21 protein-coding genes are annotated in these 26,288 nt (G+C 71.3%); 10 read left to right on the top strand and 11 right to left on the bottom strand.

From position 1 onward, the window contains the following. Positions 1 to 41: 41 nt before the first annotated feature. Positions 42 to 1,595, bottom strand: a complete 1,554-nt coding sequence (locus BM393_RS06145; protein ID WP_141225243.1) for an ATP-binding protein — start codon at positions 1,593 to 1,595, stop codon at positions 42 to 44. A 67-nt stretch (positions 1,596 to 1,662) separates the two neighbouring features. Continuing rightward, positions 1,663 to 2,688, bottom strand: coding sequence for a GGDEF domain-containing protein (locus BM393_RS06150; protein ID WP_091723537.1), 1,026 nt, complete (start codon positions 2,686 to 2,688; stop codon positions 1,663 to 1,665). 347 nt (positions 2,689 to 3,035) lie between these two features. On the opposite strand from BM393_RS06150, the gene BM393_RS06155 reads away from it, so the two are divergent. The 3 genes from BM393_RS06155 (at position 3,036) to BM393_RS06165 (ending at position 5,306) form a co-directional block, all read left to right on the top strand. After that, the gene (locus BM393_RS06155) at positions 3,036 to 3,971 is read left to right on the top strand and encodes a DMT family transporter (RefSeq protein WP_091723540.1); all 936 of its coding nucleotides are present in this window, start codon (positions 3,036 to 3,038) and stop codon (positions 3,969 to 3,971) included. 78 nt (positions 3,972 to 4,049) lie between these two features. Next, a complete protein-coding gene (locus BM393_RS06160; RefSeq protein WP_091723542.1) occupies positions 4,050 to 4,838 on the top strand; it encodes an SDR family oxidoreductase in 789 nt (262 codons plus the stop codon). 195 nt (positions 4,839 to 5,033) lie between these two features. Further along, positions 5,034 to 5,306: a hypothetical protein gene (locus BM393_RS06165; RefSeq protein WP_091723545.1), complete on the top strand. Its 273-nt coding sequence runs from the start codon at positions 5,034 to 5,036 to the stop codon at positions 5,304 to 5,306. A 21-nt stretch (positions 5,307 to 5,327) separates the two neighbouring features. Here BM393_RS06165 and BM393_RS06170 read toward each other — a convergent pair whose 3' ends face one another. Beyond that, the gene (locus BM393_RS06170; protein WP_091723547.1) at positions 5,328 to 6,245 is read right to left on the bottom strand and encodes a DMT family transporter; all 918 of its coding nucleotides are present in this window, start codon (positions 6,243 to 6,245) and stop codon (positions 5,328 to 5,330) included. 95 nt (positions 6,246 to 6,340) lie between these two features. Here BM393_RS06170 and BM393_RS06175 point away from each other — a divergent pair, with 95 nt between their 5' ends. Further along, the gene (locus BM393_RS06175) at positions 6,341 to 7,324 is read left to right on the top strand and encodes a quinone oxidoreductase (RefSeq protein ID WP_091723551.1); all 984 of its coding nucleotides are present in this window, start codon (positions 6,341 to 6,343) and stop codon (positions 7,322 to 7,324) included. Here BM393_RS06175 and BM393_RS06180 read toward each other — a convergent pair. Both BM393_RS06180 and lspA read right to left on the bottom strand, forming a co-directional pair. Next, complete coding sequence (locus BM393_RS06180) at positions 7,304 to 9,091, bottom strand: ATP-binding protein (RefSeq protein ID WP_091723553.1); 1,788 nt, start codon at positions 9,089 to 9,091, stop codon at positions 7,304 to 7,306. The genes BM393_RS06175 and BM393_RS06180 overlap by 21 nt on opposite strands. A gap of 329 nt (positions 9,092 to 9,420) precedes the next feature. Beyond that, a complete protein-coding gene (lspA, locus tag BM393_RS06185) occupies positions 9,421 to 9,918 on the bottom strand; it encodes a signal peptidase II (protein ID WP_091723555.1) in 498 nt (165 codons plus the stop codon). Positions 9,919 to 10,017: 99 nt separating this feature from the next. On the opposite strand from lspA, the gene BM393_RS06190 reads away from it, so the two are divergent. The 6 genes from BM393_RS06190 to BM393_RS06215 all read left to right on the top strand — a co-directional run bounded on the left by BM393_RS06190 (position 10,018) and on the right by BM393_RS06215 (position 17,550). Then, positions 10,018 to 11,436, top strand: coding sequence for a cache domain-containing protein (locus BM393_RS06190; protein ID WP_091723558.1), 1,419 nt, complete (start codon positions 10,018 to 10,020; stop codon positions 11,434 to 11,436). After that, positions 11,433 to 12,101: a response regulator transcription factor gene (locus tag BM393_RS06195; RefSeq protein WP_091723560.1), complete on the top strand. Its 669-nt coding sequence runs from the start codon at positions 11,433 to 11,435 to the stop codon at positions 12,099 to 12,101. The genes BM393_RS06190 and BM393_RS06195 overlap by 4 nt, the downstream gene beginning before the upstream one ends. Positions 12,102 to 12,295: 194 nt before the next feature. Next, positions 12,296 to 14,374, top strand: coding sequence for a carbon starvation CstA family protein (locus tag BM393_RS06200; protein ID WP_091723562.1), 2,079 nt, complete (start codon positions 12,296 to 12,298; stop codon positions 14,372 to 14,374). Between the two features lie 49 nt (positions 14,375 to 14,423). Then, positions 14,424 to 14,606 carry a YbdD/YjiX family protein gene (locus BM393_RS06205; protein WP_091725110.1) on the top strand — a complete coding sequence of 61 codons (183 nt, stop codon included), beginning with the start codon at positions 14,424 to 14,426 and terminating at the stop codon, positions 14,604 to 14,606. A 225-nt stretch (positions 14,607 to 14,831) separates the two neighbouring features. Beyond that, positions 14,832 to 15,650, top strand: a complete 819-nt coding sequence (locus BM393_RS06210; protein ID WP_091723565.1) for a hydroxypyruvate isomerase family protein — start codon at positions 14,832 to 14,834, stop codon at positions 15,648 to 15,650. Positions 15,651 to 15,768: 118 nt separating this feature from the next. Then, on the top strand, positions 15,769 to 17,550 hold the full coding sequence (locus BM393_RS06215) for a serine protease (RefSeq protein WP_091723567.1): 1,782 nt from the start codon (positions 15,769 to 15,771) through the stop codon (positions 17,548 to 17,550). A 111-nt stretch (positions 17,551 to 17,661) separates the two neighbouring features. On the opposite strand, the gene ileS is transcribed toward BM393_RS06215, so the two are convergent. The 6 genes from ileS to BM393_RS06245 all read right to left on the bottom strand — a co-directional run bounded on the left by ileS (position 17,662) and on the right by BM393_RS06245 (position 26,224). Next, the gene (gene ileS / locus BM393_RS06220; RefSeq protein WP_091723570.1) at positions 17,662 to 20,505 is read right to left on the bottom strand and encodes an isoleucine--tRNA ligase; all 2,844 of its coding nucleotides are present in this window, start codon (positions 20,503 to 20,505) and stop codon (positions 17,662 to 17,664) included. Between the two features lie 132 nt (positions 20,506 to 20,637). Further along, positions 20,638 to 21,693 (bottom strand): bifunctional riboflavin kinase/FAD synthetase, encoded by a 1,056-nt coding sequence (locus BM393_RS06225; RefSeq protein WP_091723573.1) that lies wholly within the window; start codon positions 21,691 to 21,693, stop codon positions 20,638 to 20,640. 34 nt (positions 21,694 to 21,727) lie between these two features. Further along, positions 21,728 to 23,638, bottom strand: coding sequence for an ATP-binding protein (locus BM393_RS06230; protein WP_141225244.1), 1,911 nt, complete (start codon positions 23,636 to 23,638; stop codon positions 21,728 to 21,730). A gap of 196 nt (positions 23,639 to 23,834) precedes the next feature. Then, positions 23,835 to 24,632 carry a pseudouridine synthase gene (locus BM393_RS06235; RefSeq protein ID WP_091723577.1) on the bottom strand — a complete coding sequence of 266 codons (798 nt, stop codon included), beginning with the start codon at positions 24,630 to 24,632 and terminating at the stop codon, positions 23,835 to 23,837. Between the two features lie 51 nt (positions 24,633 to 24,683). Further along, positions 24,684 to 25,646, bottom strand: coding sequence for a P1 family peptidase (locus BM393_RS06240; RefSeq protein WP_091723580.1), 963 nt, complete (start codon positions 25,644 to 25,646; stop codon positions 24,684 to 24,686). Further along, a complete protein-coding gene (locus tag BM393_RS06245; RefSeq protein WP_091723582.1) occupies positions 25,643 to 26,224 on the bottom strand; it encodes a DUF3617 domain-containing protein in 582 nt (193 codons plus the stop codon). The genes BM393_RS06240 and BM393_RS06245 overlap by 4 nt, the downstream gene beginning before the upstream one ends. Between the last annotated feature and the right edge of the window lie 64 nt (positions 26,225 to 26,288).

Here is a 26,288-nt window from a genome sequence, read left to right on the forward strand (position 1 = left end):
GGCGTCGGCGACGTCCGCGACGTCCACGAACGGAGGACGGATCAGGCGATCCGGTCCTCGCCGGTGGCGCGCAGCGGCGCGTCGACCGGCAGGCGCATCACCATGCGCGTGCCTTCCTCGGGCTGCGAGATCACCTCGATCTGCCCGCCCAGCACATTCGTCACGATGTTGTGGACGATGTGCATGCCCAGGCCCGAGCCGCCCTTGCCGAGCTTGGTCGTGAAGAACGGATCGAAGATGCGCCGCACGACCGAGGCGTCCATGCCGCGCCCGTCGTCGCTGACGCTGAGCTCCACCTGGCCGTCGTCGAGCCGGTGACAGCTGACGGTCACCTGGCCGCGCTCGCTGCCCTCGAAGGCATGCACCAGCGCATTCATCAGCAGGTTGGTCAGCACCTGGCCGAGCGCGCCGGGATAGCTGTTCATGCGCAGGTCCTCCCGCAGCTCGGTGACGATGCGGAAGGGCGTGTGCTTGAAGCTGGGCTCGACCATGACAAGCACGTCCTCGACCACCTGGCTCAGCTCGAAGTCGCGGCGCGTGTCGCTGGTCTGGTCGATGGCGACCTGCTTGAAGTCGCGCACCAGGTCTGCGGCCTTCTGCACGTTGCGGTGCAGGATGTCCTGGCCGCGGCGCGTGTCCTTGACGAGTTCCTCGAGCTGGCTGCGGCGCATCGGCGTGTTGTCGGCCAGCATGCGGTCGAGCTTGTTCCAGCGGTCCTCCAGCGCGGAGACCACGGTCAGCGCGTTGCCCAGCGGCGTGTTCAGCTCATGCGCGACGCCGGCCACCAGGCGGCCCAGCGAAGCGAGCTTCTCCGACTCCACCAGTTCGCGCTGCGCCGTCTTGAGGTTGGCCAGCGCCTGCGTCAGCTCGGCGTTGGCCTCGGTCAGCTGCGCGGTGCGCTGCGCCACCTGGTCCTCGAGCGTGCTGGCATGGCCGCGCAGGTCGTCGAAGGCCTTGAGCAGCGCCAGCCGCATGCGCTCCATCGCCTTGCCGACGCGCGCGATCTCGTCCTCGCCGCCGAGCTCCAGCGGCTTGTCGAGCTGGCCGGAGGCCAGTTCGTCGGCCGCGCCGGACAGGCGATCGATCGGGCGCAGCACGCGGCGCTGCATGACGACCAGGATCAGCGCCAGCGACACCGTCAGCGTCAGCAGGCTGCGCCACAGCGCGTTCCACAGGTCGGCGCGCTTGCGCGCCATCAGCGGCTCGGCGCTCATGACGACGGTGAGCTTGGCGATCTCGCGGCCGTCGCGCATCACCGTGCGGGTCTCGCTGAGCGTCATCGCGTCGTCGGGCGAGCCGCGGTGGAACTCGACGAAGGCCTGCTGGGCGGAGTTCTCGGTCACGACGACCGAGACGAAGCGCGGGTCCTCCACTTGCGCCTTGACCATGGGTTCGGCCAGGTCGGGCGAGACCTGCCAGATCGGCTCGGCCAGCGACAGCGCCAGCACCTCCGACACGCGCGACAGGTCGCGCTGCAGGTCCTCCATCACGACGCGGCGGCTGAGCTGCTGCTCGTACAGCAGCACGCCGCCGGTCGGCAGGGCCAGGCCCACCAGCAGCGCCAGGATCACGGCGCTGCGCAACGAAGTCTTCATCAGGGCCACGTCCGTCCCTCTGTCCCACCCTTGTGACGGCCGATGATACGCACCGGGGAAGGCGGCCTCATGCGGCGAAACGCTCATCCGCGGCCAGCACGGTGACCCGGTTGCGGCCCTGCGCGCGGGATGAGCGCAGCGCCTGGTCGGCGCGGCCGAGGAAGTCGCGCGCCGTCTCGCCGTCGCCCAGCTGCGTGACGCCCAGCGAGAGGCTGAGCCGGCGCTCCGCGTCCGCCTGCAGCTGCCCGACGCCGTGCCGCAGCTGCTCGGCCAGGGTGTAGGCCTCGTGCAGGCCGGCGCCCGGGATCAGCAGCGCGAACCCGTCGTCTTCCAGGCGCGCGGCCAGGTGGTGGCTCTGCGCGATGCTGCGCACCGTGTTGGCGACCTGGCGCAGCGCCTCGTCCAGGCGCGCCGGGCCGAGGCGCTCGCGCAGGGCGGCGAAGTCGTCCACGTCGCCGAGCAGCAGGCAGGGCGCGGTCGGCGTGCCGGCCTCGGGGCAACGCACGCAGTCGGCCAGGGCGCGGTCGAAGCCGCGGCGGTTGCTCAGCCCGGTGAGCGGATCCAGCAGTGCCTCGCTGCGGGCGCGGTGGACCTCCTGGCGCAGCGAGGCCACCTCCTGGCGGCTGGCCTCCAGGCGAGTCACCAGGCTGTCGACCGCGTGGCGCATGTCCCGCGTGCCCTGCAGCGCGGCGGCCAGCACCGCCACGTGCTGGCCCGGCGCGGCCTCGCGCAGCGCGCGCTCCCAGCCCTGCAGCGCGCGTGCGTAGTGCTGCACCTGCTGGCCGGCCTGGTCGGTGCAGTCGGACACGCCGCGCAGCACCTCGCCGACGTCCCGCGCCAGCGTCGCGGCCATCTGCTCGTCCAGCTCGGCGATGTGCCGGCGGTAGAGCGCCCAGGTCTGCGGCTCGTCCAGCGTCGCGCCGTCCTGGGTCAGGCTCATCAGTTCGCGGCTCAGCGCGCCGTTCATCGCGGTCACGTGCTCGTACCAGACCGCGTAGGTGACGGGGTGCAGCGCCGCGCGCTGCCTCGACATCAGCGGCAAGGCGGCGCGCAGCGCCTGCGCGCTGGCGGCGATGCTCTCGGTGTATCTCATGCAGGGTCCCTCTCAGGTCCGAGGCCTTGTCGCGCCCGTCGGCGCGCTGCCCCTTGTCGTTGCCATCCCCACGGCGCCTCCCGCTCGATGGCGGCAGGCGCTTCCGGTCATCGGCGTGCGGGGGCAGGTCTTGAGCGCGCCACCGCACGGCGGCGGCAGGCGGCACAACTATTCACGCGGGAAGGGACAGGGGAGGGGACACGAGCGCGGCGCGCGTGGCACCAGCGGCTCGGCGAGGGCGAAGGGCGAGGACGACGGGCGCGGTGCGGACAGAGACGAACGGCTGGCAATCATCCATTGCCCCTTCGCGAAAGCGGGGCCGGCCTCGATTCCTAGAATCGTCCGCCATGAGCAGCCCCACACCGGCGGTCCCGGTCGCCCGTCCCGATGCCCACGGCGCGCGCGCGCCGCTGCCGGGCCTGATGCTGGCCGTCGGCGGCGCGATCGGCTTCTCGGGCAAGGCCATCATCGTGAAGCTCGCCTACCGCCATGGCGTCGACGCGATCACGCTGCTGATGCTGCGCATGCTGCTGGCGCTGCCGCTGTTCCTCGCGCTGGCCTGGTGGGCCGGTCGCGGCAAACCCGCGTTGACGGGGCGAGAGAAGCTCGCGGTGCTGGGCCTGGGCTTCAGCGGCTACTACCTGGCCAGCTTCCTGGACTTCGCCGGCCTGGCCTACGTCAGCGCCAGCTTCGAGCGCCTCATCCTCTACCTCAACCCGACCCTCGTGCTGCTGCTGTCGTGGGCGATGTTCGGTCGCCGCGTGACGCTGCGCCAGGCCGGCGCGCTCGCCGTGAGCTACGCCGGCGTGCTGCTGGTGTTCGGGCATGAGCTCCAGGTCGCGGGCGCCAACGTGTGGCTCGGCGGCGCGCTGGTCTTCGGCAGCGCGGTGTCCTACGCGCTCTATCTGGTCTACAGCGGGGAATGGGTCCAGCGCCTGGGCGCGATGCGGCTCACCGGCCTGGCGACCTCGGTGGCCTGCGGCTTCTGCATCGCGCAGTTCCTGCTGACGCGGCCGGTCTCGGGACTGGCTGAACTGGCGCCGGCGGTGTGGTGGCTGTCGGCGCTGAACGCGCTGGCCTGCACCTTCGCGCCGGTGCTGATGGTGATGATGGCCATCGAGCGCCTGGGGGCGGGTGTCGCCGCGCAGACCGGCATGGTGGGGCCCATGTCCACGATCTTGATGGGCGTGCTCATCCTCGACGAGCCGCTCACCGGCTGGGTCGTCGCGGGCACGGTGCTGGTGCTGGGCGGCGTGTGGCTGCTGGCGCGCCAGCGTCGGTGACTCTCTTCCCCTCTCCCCATGGGGAGAGGACGTTCTCGGCACAATCGCGCCGGCATCGACACGACGACGGAGATCGACATGGACTTGGGACTTTCGGGCAAGTGGGCCCTGGTATGCGCGGCCTCGAAGGGCCTGGGCGCGGGCTGCGCCGAGGCGCTGGCCGCTGAGGGCGTCAACGTGGTGATCACCGCGCGCGGCGAGGAAGCCCTGCAGGCGCAGGCCGCGCGGCTGCGCGCGATCAACCCCGCCGTGCAGGTCGTGGCCGTTGCCGGCGACATCGCCACCGAGGCCGGCCGCGCCGCCGCGCTGGCCGCGGCGCCGCGCGTCGACATCCTGGTCAACAACGCCGGCGGTCCGCCGCCCGGGGATTTCCGCGACTGGGACCGCGAACAGTGGCTCGCCGCCCTGGACGCCAACATGCTGACGCCGATCGCGCTGATCAAGGCGACGGTCGACCAGATGGCCGATCGCGGCTTCGGCCGCATCGTCAACATCACCTCCGGCGCGGTGAAGGCGCCGATCGACGTGCTGGGGCTGTCCAACGGCGCCCGCTCCGGCCTGACCGGCTTCGTCGCGGGCATCGCGCGCCAGCCGCGCATCGCCGGCCGCAACGTCACGATCAACAACCTGCTGCCGGGCGCCTTCGATACCGAACGCCTGCAGAAGACCCTGGCCGCCGGCGCGCAGAAGTCCGGCCAGCCGATCGACGACGTGCGCGCCAAGCGCATGGGCGCGATCCCGGCCCAGCGCTTCGGCAGCGCCGCGGAGTTCGGCGCGATCTGCGCGCTGATGTGCTCGGCCCACGCCGGCTACCTGACCGGGCAGAACATCCTGCTGGACGGCGGTGCCTATCCGGGCACCTTCTGAAGCGGGAGTGATTCGGCCCCGTCTGGAGCGGGGGGCCGCGTATCGAGTGGCGGACTAGCAAGCCATTGCTAGTCGCCCACCTAGAGAGGTGGGTAGATCGCGCATTTGGCGCATGAAGGGGATGGAACCGATCCGGTCGGCGCCGAAGAATGGGCCGGTCGTCACCACCCCGCCTTTCGGCGTCGGATCGTCCCCATGCCCCGCGACCGGATCGAGATCGTCGAGCGCATTGAATGCGTCGAACGCGTCGAGCGTGTCGAACGCGTCGTGCGTTTGGAGCGCGTCGAGCGCCGCGCGCGCGTCGGTGCCGGCGATGCGGTCGGCAGGTCGACGCGCCTGATGGGGCGAGCGGAACGGGACGTCGTCGACGTCGAAGCGCGGGACGTGAGCGCGGTGCCCCGTGAACCGGTCCGGACGGCGCCGCGCGGTCTGGTCCTCAACGGCGTGTGGGTGCCGCTGGCGCCGTGACGCCGCGAGCGGCTTCCGACTTCAGCGCCGGCCCGAGGACACCACGATCCCCGCCGCGATCAGCGCGAAGGCCGCGCCGTGGAACCAGGCCGGCCATTCGCCCAGCAGCGCCGCCGACATCAGCGCCGCGAACACCGGCGTCAGGTTGCCGAAGAAGGCGGCCAGCGTCGGCCCCGCCTGCGCGACGCCCAGCCCCCAGCAGCGGTAGGCGATCAGCGATGGCCCGACCGCCACGTAGACCAGCGCCGCCGCCATCGGCCAGCCCCAGCGCACCGGGGGCACGCCGATGGCCTGCTCCGCGCCGGCCGAGGCCCAGCTGAAGACCAGCCCGAACAGCATCTGCGCCATCAGCAGCGCGGACCAGTCCCAGTCGGGCCGGCGCTCGCCCTGCATGTGGGCGGGCGGCCGCGCCAGCAGCCAGCTGTAGAAGGCCCAGGTCAGCACGGCCAGCAGCATCAGCAGGTCGCCCCGCACGAACTGCACCTGTGCCAGGCGTTCCAGGTGTCCGCGCGAGATCACCAGCGCGACGCCGCCGAGCGACAGCAGCGCCCCGGCGAGCTGGCGGCGCGTCGGCCAGACGCGATAGAGCAGCGCGCCCACCGCCAGCATCCACACCGGCAGGCTGGCCGCGATCAGCGTCACGTTGAGCGCGGTGGAGCTGTGCAGCGCCTGGTACTGCAGCGCGTTGTAGCAGCCCATGCCCAGCAGCCCGGTCAGCGCGAAGTAGCCCCAGCGGGCCCGCAGCGGGGCCAGGTCTTGCAGCAGCGCGCGCGCCGGGCGGGCGATCAGCAGCAGCAGCGCGAAGGCCAGCGTCCAGCGCATCGCGTTGAGCAGCAGCGGCGGCACCAGCGGGCCGACCGAGCGCCCGACCACGGCGTTGCCGGCCCACAGCAGCGGGGGCAGGGTCAGCATCAGGGCCAGGCGTGGGGTCAAGCTCATCGCGGCGATGCGCGTCGGTCGGGAGGCTGGCACGATAGCCGCAATCGACGCGTCGGGCGACGCGCGAGCGACATCCCCCCATGAGGAGAACCCCGATGAGCGACAGAGCCGTGCGCATCTCGCAAGCTGGTGGACCGGAAGTCCTGACGATCGAGCCGGTCCAGGTCGGCGACCCCGGCCCGGGCGAGATCCGCATCCGCCACGCGGCCTGCGGCTTGAACTACATCGACATCTACCACCGCAGCGGCGTCTATCCGCTGCCCCTGCCCAGCGGCCTGGGTATGGAAGGCGCGGGCATCGTCGAGGCGGTGGGCGAGGGCGTCACCCACCTGCGCCCCGGTGACCGCGCCGCGTATGCGAGTCAGCCCATCGGCGCCTACGCGACCGCGCGCGTGATGCCGGCCCGCTGCGTCGTGAAGCTGCCGGACTTCCTGAGCTTCGAGCAGGGCGCCGCGATGATGCTCAAGGGCATGACGGTGCAGTACCTGCTGCGCCGCACGCTGCCCCAGGGCGGGCTGCAGCCGGGCGACCACGTGCTCTTCCACGCGGCGGCGGGCGGCGTCGGGCTGATCGCGTGCCAATGGGCCAAGGCGCTGGGGCTGCGGCTGATCGCCACCGCCGGCAGCGACGCCAAGTGCCGCCTGGCGCTCGACCATGGCGCCGAGTTCGCGATCAACTACGCGACCGAGAACTTCGCCGAGCGGGTCAAGGAGATCACCGGCGGCCGCGGCGTGAAGGTGGTCTACGACTCGGTCGGCGCCTCGACCTGGGAAGGCTCGCTGGCCAGCCTGCGGCCGTTCGGGCTGATGGTGAGCTTCGGCAATGCCTCGGGCGTGGTCCCGCCGGTGGCGCTGGGCGCGCTGTCGGCCAAGGCGCTGTACCTCACGCGGCCCTCGCTGTTCGTGCACCTCGATTCGCTCGAGACCACGCAGGAGATCGCCGGCGACTTGTTCGCCGCGGTCGAGCGCGGCGCGGTGCGGATCGAGGTCGAGCAGCGTTATCCGTTCGACGAGGTCCAGCGCGCCCATCTCGAGCTGGAGGCCCGCACGACCACCGGCTCAGGCGTGCTGCTGGTTTGAACCGGACGCGGTGATCGGGCCGTCGAGGTCGGCGGCCACCGTCTCCGCGTCGAGCAGCGCTTCGTTGGCGCTGCGCTCGTCCCGCGCGTCGGTCCGCGCCGGTGTCAGCGTGGCCCGGCGCGTGTCCGTGAGCGCCTGCGGACCGCCCGCGTCGGTGACGACGCGGCGCGGCGGCGGCAGCTCGTCGAGCCCCGCCGGCACGGTGTCCGCGCCGAAGTCGGTGGCGGCCTCGTCGTCGAGCGCCCCCGCGGTCGTCTCGTGGACATCGACGTCCACGGTCTCGGTGCGCAGCACCTCGTCCAGCACCAGCGGCTGCGAGACCTTGACCTCGAAGCTGAAGCAGGAGCCGGCGCCGGGCTGGCTTTCCACCTGCACCTCGCCGCCCATCAGCTCGACCAGGCGCTTGACGATGGTCAGGCCCAGTCCGGTGCCGCCGTAGCGGCGGGTGATGCTGCCGTCGGCCTGCGTGAACGGGCTGAAGATCTGCGCGATCTGCTCGCGCGTCATGCCGATGCCGGTGTCATGCACCGCGATGCGCAGCCGCAGCGGGCCGGCGTGGAGCGGCTCGTCGGCGTCGATGCGCTGGATGTCGACGCGGACCTCGCCGCGCTCGGTGAACTTGAGCGCATTGCCGACCAGGTTCACCAGGATCTGGCGCAGCCTCAGCGCGTCGCCCAGCAGGTGCTGCGGCACGCCGGGCTGCACCCGCGCATGCAGTTGCAGGCCCTTCTCGTGCGCCTGCAGCAGCAGCGGATGCAGCGCCTCGCGCAGGCAGTCGTGCAGGCTGAACGGGGCCTGGTCGATGATCACGCGGCCGGCCTCGATCTTCGCGATGTCCAGCAGGTCGTTGATGATGACCATCAGGCCCTTGGCCGAGCTGTGCGCGAGTTCGATGAACTTGCGCTGGCGCTCGTTGAGCTCGGTCTGCAGTACCAGCTCGGTCAGGCCCAGCACGCCATTCATGGGCGTGCGGATCTCGTGGCTCATGTTGGCCAGGAAGGAGCTCTTGGCCTGGCTGGCGGCCTCGGCGGCCTCGCGCGCGGCCTCGAGCTGCGCCTGCGTCGCCTTGAAGTCGCCGATGTCGCGGGCGTTGAGCTGCAGCACCACCTCGCCGCTGACGGGATCGCGCATCGGCCGCGCGTCGACGGCATGCCAGCGTCGGCCGTTGGCGGTGTTGATCTCGAGCTCGGCGCCGAAGGTCTGGCCGCCACGCACCTGCGCCATGATGCGGCGCGCCAGGTCGGGCTCGGGGAAGATGGCGCTGAAGTCGGTCGCGCCGATGGTCTTGCGCAGGCCGTTGAAGCACATCGCCGCGGCCGGGTTGCGCATCAGCACGCTGCCGTCTCGCAGCGAGAACACGGCGATGCGCACCGAGGTGTGCTGCAGCGCCTCGACGCCGCGCAGCAGGCTCTTGTCGACGCCGCTCACCAGCGAGTCGGCGGCGAACAGCATCACCTGGCGCTTGTCGGGGGTGCGGATGCCGCGGGAGACCAGCATCACCGTGGTGGGCTGGCCCTTGGGGTAGAGCGTCCACTGCTCGCGCACGAGCTTGCCCTGGGTGTGGTCGGCGGCGGTCACGGCCAGCCGCTCGGCCACCGAGGGGCTCATGTCGCTGAGGTCGCGGGAGAGGAACTCCTCGGCGTTGTCCGCCCGCCAGAAGGCCAGCGCCGCGGCGTTGGCCCACAGGTTGCGCTGACGCTCCTGGTCGTAGACCCACATGGGCACATCGAGCCAGTCATAGTGGGTCAGGCAGGAGAAGTCGAGCATGGGGGCGAGGCCCTGTTCTGGTTACGTTTGGTCGCAGCGGATTGTCGCCGCCGGCCGTGTCCTGTCCATGGTCGCGATGTCCACTTCGTCACGTCCCCCGCGCGGCCGTGCGCGGCCCCGCGCCAGTGCGTGAAGAGCGCCCGCCGTCGCGTCGCGCGCGCACTGCCGCGGCGCTCGCCGGATGGCGGGCCGATGTCGCCCGGTGGAGTCCCTCCGAGCCGCGCATGCGTGACGCGGCCCTCGATGTCGACAAGGCTACGCAGGCGGGCGCCGGAACGCCAGCCTCGTTTCTCCGGAGGAACCCTGGGGTGGAGGGGGCAGGGCGCGGATCAGCCGCGCTTGACGCGGCGCAGCTCGTCCCAGATCAGCAGGACGGCGCCGATGGTGATGGCGCTGTCGGCGATGTTGAACGACGGGTAGTACCAGCCGGCCCAGTGCAGCTGGATGAAGTCGACGACGTAGCCATGCAGCAGCCGGTCGACGATGTTGCCCACCGCGCCGCCCAGGATCAGGCTGAGGGCCCAGGCGAACTGGGTCTGGTGGCCGTGGCGGCGCAGCATCCAGATGATGAAGACCGCGGCGGCCACGCCCAGGCCGACGAAGAACCAGCGCTGCCAGCCCGAGGCGCCGGCCAGGAAGCTGAAGGCCGCGCCGGTGTTGTGGACCCGCACCAGGTTGAAGAAGGGCAGGACGTAGTGGCTGTCCCCGTACTGGAAGCTGTGCAGGATCAGGACCTTGGTGAACTGATCGGCCACGATCACCAGCAGGGCGATGGCCAGCCACTGGATCAGGCGGTTGTTCGACGAGGACGGGGACTTGGTGGCCATGGCTGCTGCGGGTAGGGAAGGCGCGGGCGCGAAACCCGCAACTGTAGCGTCCGCCACGGGCGCGCCGTGCGGCTACAGTGCGGGCCCGAAGAGGACCCGATGAGACTCCGCCTGAAGATCCTGCTGCTGGCGCTGCTGCCGCTGGTCGCCTCGCTGCTGCTGATCGCGGTGGCGGTACGCCAGCAGGAGCGCGAGCTGCTCCAGCGCGAGCACGCCGCCGTGCAGCGCGCCTACATGGACGCGCGCCGCGACGAGCTGCGCCATTACGTCGAGCTGGCCGTCAGCACGCTGCAGCCGCTATACGAGCGCTCGCCCGCGCTGGCCGCCCGGACCAGCGACGCCGACGTCGAGCGCGACAAGCGCGAGGCGCTGCGGCTGCTGTCCGCGCTGGATTACGGCGAGGACGGCTACTTCTTCGTCTATGACCTGCAGGGCCGGGTGCTGATGCATTCGCGGCAGCCGGAACTGGTCGGGCGCAACCTCTGGGGCCTGCGCGACGCGCAGGGGCGGCCGACCATCCAGCAACTGGTCGCGCAGGCCAAGGCCGGCGGCGGTTATGTCGACTACGAATGGCGCAAACCGTCCAGCGGCGAGCGCGCGCCCAAGCTCGGCTACGTCGTGGCGATGGAGCGCTGGAACTGGATGCTGGGCACGGGGCTCTACCTGGACGGCATCCGCGCGACGCTGGAGCAGCTCGACCGGGAGGCGCAGGCCAACATCGCCCGCACGATGTGGGGCATCGCGGCGATCGCGCTCTTCGGCGTGGCGCTGATCAGCGCCTGCGCGCTGGCGCTCAACCTCAGCGAGCACCGCCAGTCCGAGGCCAAGCTGCGCGCGCTGGCGCACGAGGTCGTGCGCTCGCAGGAGGAAGAGCGGGCCCACCTCTCGCGCGAGCTGCACGACGGCGTCAGCCAGACGCTGGTGTCGACCAAGCTGCTGATCGAATCGGCGCAGCAGGCCGGCTCGACCGCGCTGCTGCCCCGCGCGCTGGAGCGCCTCAACGCCAGCCTGACCGAGGTCCGCGGCCTCTCGCACCGGCTGCGGCCAGCCCTGCTCGACACCCTGGGGCTGCCGGCGGCGCTCGAGCACCTGGCGCGCGAGTTCGACGAAGGCGGCGCGGTGCCGGTCGCGATGCGCGTGGCCGGCGAGCCGCGCGAATTGCCGGAGCTGCTCAACACGGTGCTGTTCCGCGTCGCGCAGGAGGCGCTGACGAACGTGGCCAAGCATGCGGGCGCGGCGCGGGTCGAGATGGCGCTCGAGTTCGCGCCCGACGATCCGCGCGGCGAGCCCGGCGGCGTCCTGCTGCGGGTGCTCGACGACGGGGACGGCTTCGACCCCGAGGCCGCCGAGCGCGCCGATCCGCGACTGGGCATCGGCCTGCGCAACATGCGCGAGCGCATGGCCTCGGTCGGCGGCGCGCTGGACCTGCAGACCAGCCCGGGACACGGCACCCAGATCGAGGCGCTGGTGAGCGCCGCGGCGATCCGGCGTCTGGCGCGCGACAATCCCGCCCCATGAGCCCCGAGCGCCTCTCCGCCCCCGGCACGGCCACGCCCGTGCGCCTCCTGCTGGTCGACGACCATCCGCTGGTGCGCGAGGGCGTGCGCTCGCGGCTGCAGGGCGAGCCGCGCTACCTCGTCGTCGGCGAGGCCGGCAACGCGGAGGAGGCCATGATGATGCTCATCGCCACGCAGCCGGAAGTCGTGCTGCTGGACGTCGGCCTGAAGGGGCACAACGGCATCCAGCTGGCGCAGACCATGCTGGAGCGCGTGCCCGAGCTGCGCGTGCTGATGTACAGCATGTACGACAACCCCGAGTACGTGCAGCGCGCGCTGCAGGCCGGCGCCCGCGGCTACGTGCTCAAGGACGCGCCGGCCGGCGAGATCGTCGCCGCCATCGACGCCGTGGCGGCGGGCGGCACCTTCCTCAGCCCGGGCGTATCCAAGCGGATGTTCCGCAGCCAGCAGCCGCGGCCCATCCTCTCGCCGCGCGAGAGCGAAATCCTCTCCGCGCTCGGCCGCGGCGAATCGAGCAAGCAGATCGCCAAGGCGCTCGACCTCTCCGTGAGGACCGTCGAGACGCACCGCCAGAACATCAAGCGCAAGCTCGAGCTCGAGGGCCAGGCCGAGCTGATCCGCTACGCGGTCGAGCACGCCCGCGGCCCGCATCGCGACGAGGTCTGACGGGCTGCGCGGGCCTCGCCCCGAGGGGCGATCGCCGCGCCGCCGAGGGTTTCCACTTAAGCGCTCCTACGCCGGTGGACTAGTCCGCTCGACGGATGTGGGGAAGCGCACGGGCATGGAAACTGCCGCGGCAAACAGAGCTCGCGTGCCAGGTCCCACTCGTCCGTCGGTGCGCGCCCAATAAGGAGACATCGATGTCGAACTTGAGTCGCCACCTCGCCTGGGCGGGCGTGGCCATCCTCGGGGCGTTCGCCCTGGCCACCGTGGCGCTCGCCAACGGAGAAGCGGTGAGCGCCCTGTGGGTCGTCGTCGCCGCGATCTGCGTGTACCTCATCGGCTACCGCTACTACAGCCTCTTCCTGGCGACCAAGGTCCTGGGCCTGGACCCGACCCGCCAGACGCCCGCCTGGAAGTACAACGACGGGCTGGACTTCGTCCCCACCCACAAGTACGTCCTGTACGGCCATCACTTCGCCGCCATCGCCGGCGCGGGCCCGCTGGTCGGCCCCGTGCTCGCGGCGCAGATGGGTTACCTGCCGGGCCTGCTGTGGATCCTGGCCGGCGTGATCTTCGCCGGCGCGGTGCAGGACTTCATCGTGCTGTTCATCTCCACGCGCCGCGACGGCCGCTCGCTGGGCGACCTCGTCAAGCAGGAGATGGGCACGGTGCCCGGCGTCATCGCGCTGTTCGGCGCGTTCATGATCATGATCATCATCCTGGCGGTGCTGGCGCTGATCGTGGTGAAGGCGCTGGCGCACTCGCCCTGGGGCACCTTCACCGTCGCGGCGACGATCCCGGTCGCGCTGTTCATGGGCGTGTACCTGCGCTTCATCCGTCCGGGCCGCATCGGCGAGGTTTCCGTCATCGGCTTCGTGCTGCTGATGCTGGCGATCGTCGCCGGCCAGTGGGTGCATGAGAGCCCGACCTGGGCGCCGATGTTCACCTACGACGGCAAGGTGCTGACGTGGATGCTGATCGGCTACGGCTTCGTCGCCGCCTGCATCCCGGTGTGGCTGCTGCTGGCGCCGCGCGACTACCTCTCCACCTTCCTGAAGATCGGCACGATCATCGCGCTGGCGATCGGCATCGTGGTCGTCGCCCCGCCGATGCAGATGCCGTCGTTCACCCAGTTCGCGGCCGGCAACGGCCCGGTCTGGTCGGGCAACCTGTTCCCCTTCCTGTTCATCACCATCGCCTGCGGCGCGGTGTCGGGCTTCCATGCGCTGATCAGCTCGGGCACCACGCCCAAGATGCTGGACAACGAGGTCAACGCGCGCTTCATCGGCTACGGCGGCATGCTGGCCGAATCCTTCGTGGCGGTGATGGCGCTGGTGGCGGCCTCGTGCATCGAGCCGGGCGTCTACTTCGCGATGAACAGCCCGGCCGCGCTGGTCGGCAGCACGCCCGAGACGGTGGCGGCGACGCTCTCCACCTGGGGCTTCGTGATCACGCCGGAGATGCTGGTGCAGACCGCCAAGGACGTCGGCGAGAACACCATCCTGGCGCGCGCCGGTGGCGCTCCGACGCTGGCGGTGGGCATGGCGCACATCCTGCATCAGGTCGTGGGTGGCAAGGCGATGATGGCCTTCTGGTACCACTTCGCGATCCTGTTCGAGGCGCTGTTCATCCTGACCGCGGTCGACGCGGGCACCCGGGCGGGCCGCTTCATGCTGCAGGACCTGCTGGGCACCTTCGTGCCGGCGCTCAAGCGCACCGAATCGCTGCCGGCCAACCTGATCGCCACGGGCCTGTGCGTGTCGGCCTGGGGCTACTTCCTGTACCAGGGCGTGGTGGATCCGCTGGGCGGCATCAACACCTTGTGGCCGCTGTTCGGCATTGCCAACCAGATGCTGGCGGCGGTGGCGTTGCTGCTGGGCACGGTGGTGCTGTTCAAGATGAAGAAGGACCGTTACGCGTGGACCACGATCGTGCCGGCGGCCTGGCTGCTGGTGTGCACGATGACGGCGGGCTGGCAGAAGATCTTCAGTGCCGATCCGAAGGTGGGCTTCCTGGCGCATGCCTCGAAGTACGCTGATTCCCTGGCGGCGGGCAAGGTCCTGGCGCCGGCCAAGAGCCTGGAGGCGATGGAGCGGGTGATCTTCAATGACCGGCTGGATGCTGCGCTGTGCGGCCTTTTCATGTTCGTCGTGATCAGCGTGCTGGTGTACAGCGTGAAGGCGGTGCTGAAGGCGCGTGCCGAGCGCAAGCCCACGGTGCAGGAGACGCCGTTCGAGCGCATGCCTGAGGGCGCGGTGGCGGGCGGCCATGCTTAAGCAGGTGGCTGCGGACGCCGCGCAGGCGGCGTTGTCCGCTGCGTCGGACATGCTGCAGGCGGGCCGCTACATGGCCCGTGGCGTGCGTCAGCAGCTGATTGGCGCGGACTATGGTGCCTACCTGGCGCACATGGCGCGCACGCATCCTGACGATGAGCCCCTGAGCTACGAGGCCTTCTTCCTCGAGCGCCAGGAGGCTCGCTACAGCGCCCGCACGGGCCGCTGCTGCTGACGCCAACGCCCGACGCACTTTTCCAGAACGGCCCTCCGGGGCCGTTCTTCGTGGGGGGGGCGCAGAACTGCCCGAGGCCGGCGGCGGAGCCCGCTTCCATAACTGACCAGGCGCGTTCTGTTTGAGCGTCGCGAGCCGAAGGTGAGCAGAGCGAGTTGAGCGCCGAAAGCGGGCTCCGCCGCCGGCCTCGGGCAGTTTTGCGCGGGCTCGGTGACACTACGCCGCATGCTTCGATTCGCAGCCAACCTAGGTTTCCTGTACCAGGATCTCCCGTTCCTCGACCGTTTCTCTGCTGCAGCCCGCGACGGGTTCGCGGCTGTGGAGTGTTTGTTCCCGTACGACGTGCCGGCTGCTGACTTGCGAGCGCGGGCGGATGCGGCGGGCGTTGAGGTCGTGTTGATCAATGCCCCGCCGGGCGACTGGGCGTCGGGTGAACGTGGTTTGGCGTCGCTGGCGGGGCGGGAGGCTGACTTTCGAGATTCGATCGAGCGCGGGCTGGATTACGCGAGCCGGGTGGGGTCGCCGCGGCTGCACGTGCTGGCGGGGGTGTTGCCGCCGGATGTTTCGCGCGATGCCGCGCTCGCGCGCTACGAGGCGGGTCTGCGCTGGGCGGCGGAGCAGGGCGCACGCGCGGGCGTGACGCTGATGATCGAGCCCATCAATCCGCACGACATGCCGGGCTACCTGCTGCAGCGCCAGGAGGAGGCGCATGCGATCGTCGATCGCATTGGTGCGACGCATCTGAGGGTCCAGATGGACCTGTACCACTGCGCGCGTGTCGAGGGGGATGTGGTCGTGCAGGTGCGGCGCTGGCTGCCGACGGGTCGTGTCGCGCATTGCCAGATCGCCGGCGTGCCGGGCCGGCATGAGCCGGACGTGGGCTCGCTGGACTGGCGCGGCGCGCTGGCTGCAATCGACGAGATCGCGGCGGCCACCGGCTGGGACGGCTGGATCGGCTGCGAGTACCGGCCGCGGCGGGGCGATGTCGCAGGTGGCACCTCCGACGGTTTGGTCTGGATGCGAGGGTTGAGTAGCAAGGATTGATGGCCAGACCCACCTAACGAGGTCGGCGCCTGAGCCGCCACGACCTGCAATAGCGATCCCGGTTTAGAAGGGGTCTCAACACGATCGCTGCCTGTCTCCAAGAGCACAGGCAGCGACGATGAGCACCAGGATCCAACGAGCGGCGATCGCGATCGCCACGGCAGCGGCGGCCACCAAGGCCCTCGCCATCGGTATCAACGAACAGCGGTTCGAGGCCCTCGGTGGCCGGCTCGACGAACCGCTGTCCTTCCTGCACCTGGTGCAGACCCCCCTGGAGCGGGAGAGCCTCCGGCCCAGGTTCCGCAACGTGGGCCAGTTGCGCTTTCCCGGCACCGACCGCGACTGCACCGCGACCTGGCTCGGCGAAGACGAGCAGCATGCCTTCGTCATGACCGCGGCGCATTGCGTGGCCAGTGATTTCCGGCACGCCCCCTGGGCCCGGTCCTTGGGGCCGGTGACGTTGAGCAGCCGTCTCCCGTCGAGGCATGAAGGGCGAGGCCTGGCCTTCATCCCGATGCCGCGCCCGTCGCAGGACGGCGACGCGGTTGAGCAGGACGGCAGCGCCAGCGACAGCGACCTGGCGATCCTGCGGCTGCCGCGCCGGACGGCTCGCCCGCTGGCGTCGGAAACGCCGCCATTGCTCGACGACCTCGACGACGACCCCGTCGCCAGCGCCCATCCCGTGGGGGCGGTCACCGAGTTCGTCGGTTATGGCGCCTGGCATGTCGGCACCCGGTCGATTGACCGCGCCGGGCGCCTCTGGGCCCGTGCGCCCGGCCGCGCGACCGGGCGCGCGCGGCAGCGGTTCACCGTCGGCTATCAGCCGACCGGCGACACCGATCGCTGGTTCACGCTGACCTCGGGCGACAGCGGCGGTGCCTTCTGGCAGGCGCGCTGGGGTTACTGGCATGTCGTCGCCACGGCGAGCGCCCGTGACAAGGGCTGGCGTGGCTCGGAAGGCCCTCGCATGGCGGCGCTCGTCCACTGGGTGAAAGGCGTCTTCCCCGGCATCCGCACCTTGAGCGACCGCCTCAGCGTCGGCGCCGGCGCCCCGTTCGTTTCCCGCGATCACTCGGAAGACGTCTCGAGCGGCACGGTGGTCTATCTCGTGCCGGCGCAGACCGGGGCCACCGGGCCTGCCGAGCCCGCCACTTCCGGCGCCTCGGGCTACAGCGTCATCCAGGCCGTCGTGGAGGACGAACTGACGCGCCACCGGGCCGAGATCCGTCTGCGCGGCCAGCGCGAGACCGGTTGCGGCTGGGCCTCGCGGATGGAGGACGACACCACGTGCGGCGAGCGGCGGGGCGCCCGCCTGACGGTGTCCTTCCATGCGGAAGACAACCCCGGACTGATGCGAGGCAGCTATGTCGGCCAGATCGAGATCGAGGCGGTCGGCACGAGCGACGGGCGTTATCGCGAGCGCTTCCCGCTGCGGTTGCGGATCGGGCACCTGACCGCAGGCACCGTCACGGCGAGCCGTGGCTACGAGTCGCCGGATCTGGCGGGGCTGCTTTCCGCGCAAGACGGCTCGCCAGTGCGTGTCGCGCTGCCCGTCCAGACGCGTGCGCATCGCGATGGGGAGGCGCCCGGCGGCGTGCAGCCCTCGAGTCGCGTCATCGTGACGGTGAGGGATGTGCTGGAAGGCCGGGATCGGACCCTTGTGCTGCGCGCGTTCCGGCGGCCGGCGACTGCCGGCGCCTGCGCGCCGATGCCGATGGCAGCGACGGTCGATTGCGAGGGGCGCCGGCTGTCGCGGGTGAGCCTGCAGTTCGTCGAGGGCGACAATCCGGGCCTGCCGGCGGGGCTCTATCGGGGACGCGTGTTCCTGGAGGCGCGCGGCGGACCCGGCGGCACACGCCGTGAGCTGATCGGTGTCGGGTTGAACGTCGACACGCTCTGACCCCACGCCGATCCCGCGGGATCGCCCGCGGCGACGCGCCGACCCGCGCGACCATGAGAAAGGCCGCCGGCCCGCAGGGGCTCGGCGGCCTTGCCGTCGATGCGCGCAGGCTCAGGCCACCGTGCGCGTCTCGCCGTCGCCGTGGAGGTTGCTCTCGCAGCGGCCGCAGATCGTGGGATGCGCCGGATTGGCGCCGACGTCCGCGCGGTAGTGCCAGCAGCGCTCGCACTTCTGGTGCGTCGACGGCGTCACGGTGATGCTCAGTTCATCGGCGAGCACCGCGTTCGCGGCCGAGGTGATCAGCACGAACTTCAGGTCGTCGCCCAGGCTGCTCAGCAGCGCCAGGTCCTCGCCGTTCACGCCCAGCGTGATCTCCGCCTGCAGCGACGAGCCGATCGCGCCGGTCGTGCGCACCGCTTCGATCGCCTTGTTCACCGCGTCCCGGACCTCGTGGATGCGGTTCCACTTGGCGATCAGGCCGTCGTCATGCGCGACGCCGAAGGACCAGAAGGTCTCGGTGAAGATCGTGTCGCCGGCCTGCTTGCCGGCGAAGACCTTCCAGGCTTCCTCGGCGGTGAAGCTCAGGAACGGCGCCATCCAGCGCAGCATCGCGTGGGTGATGTGCCACAGCGCGGTCTGCGCCGAACGGCGCGCGGCCGACTTCGGCGCGCTGGTGTACAGGCGGTCCTTCAGCACGTCCAGGTAGAACGCGCCCAGGTCCTCCGAGCAGTAGACCTGCAGCTTGGCCACCACCGGGTGGAACTCGTAGCGCTGGTAATGCGCCAGGATCTCCTCCTGGAACTGCGCGGCGCGCGCCAGCGCATAGCGGTCGGCCTCGAGCAGCTGGTCCATCGGCACGGCGTCGCGGGCGGCGTCGAAGTCCGAGGTGTTGGCCAGCAGGAAGCGCAGCGTGTTGCGGATGCGGCGGTAACCGTCCACCACGCGGTCCAGGATCTTCTTGTCGCCGGCGATGTCGCCCGAGTAGTCCGATGCCGCCACCCACAGCCGGATGATCTCGGCACCCAGCGACTTGCTGGTCTCCTGCGGATCGACGCCGTTGCCCAGCGACTTGCTCATCTTGCGGCCCTGGCTGTCCACGGTGAAGCCGTGGGTCAGCAGGCCGCGATAGGGCGCGCGGCCATTGATCGCGCACGAGATCAGCAGCGACGAGTGGAACCAGCCGCGATGCTGGTCATGGCCCTCGAGATAGAGGTCGGCCTCGGGGCCGGTCTCGTGCGCCGCGCCGGCATGCGAGCCCTTGAGCACGTGCTGGAAGGTGGAGCCCGAGTCGAACCACACGTCGAGGATGTCCTGGCCCTTCGAGTACTGCTCGGCCTCGGCGCCCAGCCACTCGGCCGGGTCGAGCTTGGACCAGGCCTCGATGCCGCCGGCCTCGACCAACTGCGCGGCGCGCTCGATGAACTCGAGCGTCTTCGGATGCGGCTGGCCGCTGTCCTTGTGCAGGAAGATCGGCAGCGGCACGCCCCAGCTGCGCTGGCGCGAGATGCACCAGTCGGGCCGTCCGGCGATCATGTCGTGCAGCCGGGTGCGGCCGTTCTCCGGATAGAAGCTGGTCTGCTCGATGGCGTCCAGCGCCAGCTGGCGCAGCGTCTTCTCCGCCTTGTCGACGGTGAACACGCCGTCGCCTTCGTCCATGCGCACGAACCACTGCGCCGCGGCGCGGTAGATCACCGGGCTCTTGTGGCGCCAGCAGTGCGGGTAGCTGTGGCTGATCTTGCTCTGGGCCATCAGGCGGCCGGCATCCTGCAGCGCCTGCGCGATGACCGGGTTGGCCTTCCAGATGTGCTGGCCGCCGAACAGCGGCAACTCGGCCTCATAGACGCCGTTGCCCTGCACCGGATTCTTGATGTCCTTGAACGTCATTCCGTGCGCCATGCACGAGTTGAAGTCGTCCACGCCGTAGGCCGGCGCCGAGTGGACCACGCCGGTGCCGTCGTCGGCGGTGGCGTAGTCGGCCAGGTAGACGGGGCTTTCGCGGTCGAAGCCCGGATGCACGTGGGCCAGCGGGTGCTTGAACTTCAGCAGCTCCAGCGACTTGCCCGGCGTCACGGCGACCTGCCGGCCCTCGATGCCCCAGCGGGCCAGGCACTTCTCGACCAGCGCCTCGGCCACGACGAAGTAGCCGCGCTCGGTGTCCACCAGCGCATAGGGCAGCTCGGGGTTCAGGTTGAGCGCCTGGTTGGCGGGGATGGTCCAGGGCGTGGTCGTCCAGATGACGGTGAACGCGTCCTTGTCGAGCTTCTGCAGGCCGAAGGCCGCCGCCAGCTTGTCCGGCTCGGCGCTCAGGAAGGCCACGTCGACGGCGGGCGACTGCTTGTCGGCGTACTCGATCTCGAACTCGGCCAGCGAGGAGCCGCAGTCGAAGCACCAGTACACCGGCTTGAGGCCGCGGTACACGAAGCCGCGCTCGAACAGGCGCTTGAGCACGCGGATCTCGCCGGCCTCGTTCTTGAAGTCCATCGTGCGGTAGGGGTGGTCCCAGTCGCCGAGCACGCCCAGGCGCTTGAAGTCGGCGCGCTGCTGGTCGATCTGTTCGCCGGCGTACTTGCGGCTCTTGGCCTGCACCTCGTCGCGCGGCAGGCCGCGGCCGAAGGTCTTCTCGATCTGGTTCTCGATCGGCAGGCCGTGGCAGTCCCAGCCCGGGATGTAGGCGGCGTCGAAGCCCTCGAGCTGGCGCGCCTTGACGATCATGTCCTTGAGGATCTTGTTGACCGCGTGACCCATGTGGATCTGGCCGTTGGCATAGGGCGGGCCGTCGTGCAGCACGAACTTGGGCTTGCCCTGGCGCGCCACGCGCAGGCGCTGGTAGACGCCCTGGTCCTCCCATTCCTTGACCCAGCCCGGCTCGCGCTTGGGCAGGTCGCCGCGCATGGGGAAGGGCGTGTCGGGCAGGTTGAGCGTGGCGCGGTAGTCGGGCTTGGACGTGTCGGTCATGGCAGCGGCAATCGAAGAGGGCAGCCCCGGCGTGCGCGGGGCGGCGAGGCATGAAGAGAAGGGCGCGGAGGCGGCGAGGTGGGATGCACTGGGCCGCGCGCCGGCTGAGCGCAGGGGAGGGCGGTCAGCCCTTCAAATTCGGTCGCGGGTGGTCTGACGGCGGACGGCGGCGTGGGTGGCCGCCTGTTGCGCGAAGTACTCGCGCGCCTGACGGACGTCTTCGCGGATCGCGGCCGTCAACGAATCAAGCCCGTCGAAACGGGCTTCATCGCGCAGTTTTTGGAGGAGTTCCACGCGCACGAGTTTACCGTAGGCCTCCGCGGCCCCCAGGCGGGCGGCCAGGTCCGCCGGCCAGTCCAGCGCGTGGACTTCCAGCAGCACCCGCCCCGCGTCCTCGACGGTGGGGCGCACGCCCAGCGAGGCGACGCCGTCCAGCGCCGGGCCCTCGTCCCCGTCGATGCCGTGCACCCGCACCGCGAAGATGCCGTGCGCGGCCGGCTTGTCGTGGTCGAAGCGCAGGTTCAGCGTGCGGAAGCCGTCGCCGCGGCCGGGCGCGGTCTCGGCCAGCTGGCGGCCCAGCTTCTGGCCGTGGATCACATGGCCGGAGATCGCATACGGCCGGCCCAGCAGCCGCGCCGCGCCGTCCATGTCGCCGGCGGCCAGCGCCTCGCGCACGGCCGAGCTCGACACCCGCAGCCCATGCACCTCGTAGCTCATCATCCGGGCGACGTCGAAGCCCAGCCGCTGCCCGGCGGCGTCCAGGGTCGCGTAGTCGCCCTGGCGCTTGGCGCCGAAACGGAAGTCGTCGCCGACGAGCACGTACTTCGCGCCCAGGCCCTCGACCAGCACCTGCTGGATGAAGTCCTGCGCCGGCAGCGAGGCCAGCGCCTCGTCGAAGCGCAGCACCACGACCTGGTCCACGCCGCAGCGCTCGAGCTCCTGCAGCTTGTCGCGCAGCGTGGCGATGCGCGCCGGCGCCAGTTCGGGCTTGCCGAGCTTGCTGGCGAAGAAGTCGCGCGGGTGCGGCTCGAAGGTCAGCACGCAGGTCGGCAGGCCGCGGTGGCGGGCCTCGGACAGCAGCAGCGCCAGCATGGCCTGATGGCCGCGGTGGACACCGTCGAAGTTGCCGATCGTCAGCGCGCAGTGCGCCGCGACGCCGGGATGGTGGAAGCCTCGGAAAACGTGCATGGGCCGGGATTATCTGCCGGCCGGGCGCCGCCCGTCAGGCCGCGGCGGCGGCCGGTGGTGCGGCTTGCGCCGAGGGCGAGGCCGCCGGGCCACGCAGGTGCTGCGTGACGACGGCCAGCAGCTCGTCGATCTCGAACGGCTTCACCAGGTAGCCGTCCATGCCGCTGGCCAGGCAGCGGGCCCGGTCGTCGTCGATGGCGCTGGCGGTCAGCGCGACCACCGGCGTGCGCGGCAGCAGCCGGCGCGCCTCCTCCTGGCGCCAGGCGACGGTGGCCGCATAGCCGTCGAGCTCCGGCATCTGGCAGTCCATCAGCACCAGGTCGAAACGCTGCGCGCGCAGCTGATCGAGCGCGTCGCGGCCGTGTTCCGCCGGCGTCACGCGCAGGCCGCAGCGCTCCAGCATGGTCGTGGCGACAAGCAGGTTGACCGGGCTGTCGTCGACCAGCAGCACGCGGCCTTCGAGCCGCGGCAGCGGCGCCGCGGTCGAGGCCGCGGGCTCGGTCGATGCGGCGGGCGCGTCCGATCCAGGCAGTGCGGCGGACGGGGCGAGCGCCGTCGAGGACGGCGCCGGGGAGACCACCTGCAGCGGCAGGGTGAACTCGAACACCGAGCCCTGGCCGGGCGCCGATGCGCAGCGCAGGTCGCCGCCCATCGCGCGCGCCAGTTCGCGCGAGATCGTCAGCCCCAGCCCCGCGCCATCGCGGCGCGCGCGGTGGTCGCCGGCGCGGCCGGCCTGCTCGAACGGGGCGAAGATGCGCTCGAGCTGGTCCGCCGGGATGCCGTCGCCGGTGTCCTTGACCGCGAAGCGCAGCAGCGTGCCCGCGCGCATGTCCAGCACCGACGAGACCTCGACGTCGACGCTGCCCCGGTCGGTGAACTTGATCGCGTTGCCGACCAGGTTGTGCAGCACCTGCTGGATGCGCGAGGCATCGCCCATCGCGCGCGCCGGCAGCTGCGGCGCGACGGTCAGCGAGAAGGCCAGGCCCTTGGCGCGCGCCGTCTCGCCCAGCAGGCGGCCGACGTCGCCGGCGACCTCGCGCAGGTCGAAGGGGCGGGCCTCGACGACCAGCTTGCCCGACTCGATGCGCGCCAGGTCCAGGATGTCGTTGACCAGCGTCATCAGGTGGCGGCCGGAGCGGCGCACGATCTCCACCTGCTCGCGCTGCTGCGGGCTGAGTTCGCCGCGCTCCAGCAGCTGGGCCATGCCGATGATGCCGTTCAGCGGCGTGCGGATCTCATGGCTCATCACCGCGACGAAGCGGCTCTTGCTGCTGCTGGTTTCCTCCGCCGCGTCCAGCGCGAGGCGGCGCTGCTCGGCCAGCCGGGCCTGCTCGAAGCGCAGCCGCAGCAGCTCCAGCGTGCGCGCCTCGATGCGGCGCGACTCGAGCACCGTCAGCAGCCAGAACATCGTCAGCCCACCGGCGCTGAGCCAGCCGGTGGTGCCGCCCTGCAGCGCCAGGCGGATCGCCAGCGGCGCGATCACCAGCGAGGCGAACAGCGCCTGCCCGCGCGCCCAGTGGCCCAGCGACACCATGGTGAAGGCGACCAGGCCGACCAGGGTGGTCATGACCGCGCCGTCGATCTCCGGCAGGTTGGGCGTGGCGAAGAGGGCGCCGATCACGCCCCAGGCCAGGCCGTCCAGCCCCAGGCCGACGAGGTAGCGCCGCTCCCGGCCCGGCGAGGCGCGCTCGGCCAGCGGCAGCCGCAGGAAGCTGCGGGCTTCCAGCGCGCGCCAGGCCGAGATGCCCCAGCGCGCCGCCAGCCAGCCGAGCAGGTCCACGGCCGGCAGGTGCGACCACAGCAGCGCCACCGGCAGCAGGCTGAACAGCCCGCCGACGCAGGCCGGCATCGCCACGCGCGCCTGCAGGCTGGTCAGGCGTTCCGCCCGCACCTGCATGGCCACGCTGGCGCCGCCAGGATCCCCGTGATGTTTGATTTCAGGCACTCCCATACGACCCGGCCGTCGAGGATTCCGGCCGACCGCCCTCCAGATCGGTGGCGCCGCTTCGCGGGCGGCGTCCAAGTGGGGCGTTTCTACCGAAGGTCGTGAGCGGCGAGGCTCGGGGACTTCCCGGGGACCGTCCGGTCCTCGTGCGCAGGCGCGGTGCCGGTGGGCGCCTGACGCCCATCCGGCTCGAGGTCTAGGCCGAAGCCGGTCCGGATCCTGATCCCGACGCCGGATCTGTCATCGCCAGTTCGCGTTGGTGCTCGTCGAGCCAGATCCAGCCGCCGGACGGCAGCTCGGCCGGCAGGTCCAGCGCGCCGATGCGCTGGCGGTGCAGCGCCAGCACCCGGTTGCCGACCGCGGCGACCATGCGCTTGGCCTGGTGGTAGCGGCCCTCGGTGAGCGCCATCTGCAGGCGGCCGTCGGGCAGGCGCTCGGCGGACACGGCGCGCACCGGCTCCTCGGCCAGTTTGGGATTGCGCTCCTCCAGCAGCACGCCCTCGACGAGGCGGCGCAGTTGGCCCTCGTCCAGCTCGGCCTTGCAGCTCGCCTGGTAGAGCTTGGGCACGTGGTACTTCGGGCTGGTGAGCTTGTGCTGCAGCGGGCCGTCGTCGGTCAGCAGCAGCAGGCCGGTGGTGTCCTCGTCGAGCCGGCCCACCGGCTGGATGTCGCGGTTGCGCAGCGGCTCGGGCAGCAGCGAGAACACGCTCGGATGGTGGCTGGGCTTGCGCGAGCACTCGTAGCCCGCCGGCTTGTGCAGCAGGATCAGCGCCTTCTCGTGATACGGCCAGGCCTGGCCTTCGACCTCGAAGACCAGGCCGGTGGTGTCGAAGGCCTGCCGCGGGTCCTCGACGAGCTCGCCGGCGACCGACACCAGGCCGTGCTCGACCAGCGCCGCGCAATGCCGGCGGGTGCCGAAGCCCTGGCTGAAGAGGATCTGCGCGATGGCGACCGGCTTGGCGGCCTTGGCGGGGGTGGGGGAACTCGAACTCATGGGGCGGGATTGTCGCCGCGGCCGCGGGGCCGCCCGCCCTCCGGTCGTCCGTCAGCCCGGCCGGACCGCGTCCACCACGGCCCGGGCCACGACCTCGGCGGCCAGCGCGCCGAGCAACGTCATGTCGCCGTCGACCTCGGCGGCGCCGGTCGCCAGCGCGAACAGCACGTCGCCGTCCATCACCGTGTGCACCGGCTGGATCGCGCGGGCCAGCCCGTCGTGCGCGATCTGCGCCAGCTTGGTCGCCTGGGGCTTGGTCAGGCGGGCATCGGTGGCGATGAGGCCGATCGTCGTCGCGCTGCCTTGCAGCGCGCGGCCGGGACGCTCGCCGTCCAGCAGGGCCTGAACCGTCGAGCAGGCGCGGCCGTCCGGGCCGCGCGGGCCGGCGAGCACCTGGCCGCCGCGCGGGTCGACGACGTCGCCCACCGCGTTCACCACGACCATCGCCGCCAGCGTCACCTCGCCCAGGCGCAGCGAGGCCATGCCCAGGCCGCCGGGCATCGCGCGGTCCACGCCCAGCAACTTGCCCACCGTCGCGCCGGTGCCGGCGCCGACCGGGCCGCGCGCGTGCTCTGCCGCAGAGGCCGCATCGCAGGCCGCGCGGCCCGCGGCGGCATCCGGCGCGGTCGCCGCGTCGTGGCGCCACAGGTCGAAGATCACCGCCGCCGGCACGATGGGCACGCGCACCTGGCCGACGGGGAAGCCGTGGCCGCGTTCGGCCAGCCAGCGCATCACGCCGTCCGCGGCCGCCAGGCCGAAGGCGCTGCCGCCGCTCAGCAGCAGCGCGTGGACCTGCTGGACCGTGTTCTCGGGACGCAGCAGGTCGGTCTCGCGCGTCCCGGGCGCGGCGCCGCGCACATCGACGCCGGCGGTCGCGCCGGCCTCGCACAGCACGACGCTGCAGCCGGTGGGCGCCGACGGATGGGTGTAGTGGCCGAGCTTCAGCCCGGCGACGTCGCACAGGCTGCCGGCGTCGGCGCGCTCGGCGCCGGCGGGGACGACCGGCTCGCTCAAGGCTTGCCGCCCTGGCTCGGCCCCTGAGGCTGCGGTTGCGGCTTGAGGCTGCCGCAGTCGGCGCCGAGGTAGCGCGCCTCGCCGGTGGAGCGCAGCACCTCGGTCTTGCCGTCGCGCTGCACGCGGACCTCGCTCCTGGTCCGGTAATGGTCGGTGCCCAGGAAGGTGATTTCGTTCGTGCCCTCGGACGCGGGGTTGGTGCAGCGGAAGTTGACCAGCATCCGGTCGCCGGTGCGCTTGCTGTCGTGCTCGCACTTGCCTTCGGTCTTCGGGATGCCGGCGCGGTCCGCCTGTTCCCGCGTCACGCAGGACTTGAGCGTCAGCTCGCCGCCCTGGAAGTTCATGCTGACGCCGTTCTTCGACATCATCGATTCCAGCTGCTTGCGCTGCTCCGGCGGCAGCGCGGCCATCTGCTTCTGCATCTGCTCCATCTGCGCCTGGCGCTGCGGATCGAGCTCGGGCTTCTGCTTGATCTCCCACAGCCCGGGCTTGAAATCCTGGGCGGCGGCGGTCATCGCCGCGCCGGCCAGCAGCAGGCCGGCGAGGCAGGAGGCGGCGGCGGAGGTCGCGTTCGACATGGCGTTCTCCCTGCTGCGAAGGCAGCGAGGCTCGCCGAGTGTAGGGGCCGCCGCCGGGCGGTGT

The sequence above is a fragment of the Mitsuaria sp. PDC51 genome (assembly GCF_900113225.1).
GTDB lineage: Bacteria > Pseudomonadota > Gammaproteobacteria > Burkholderiales > Burkholderiaceae_C > Roseateles.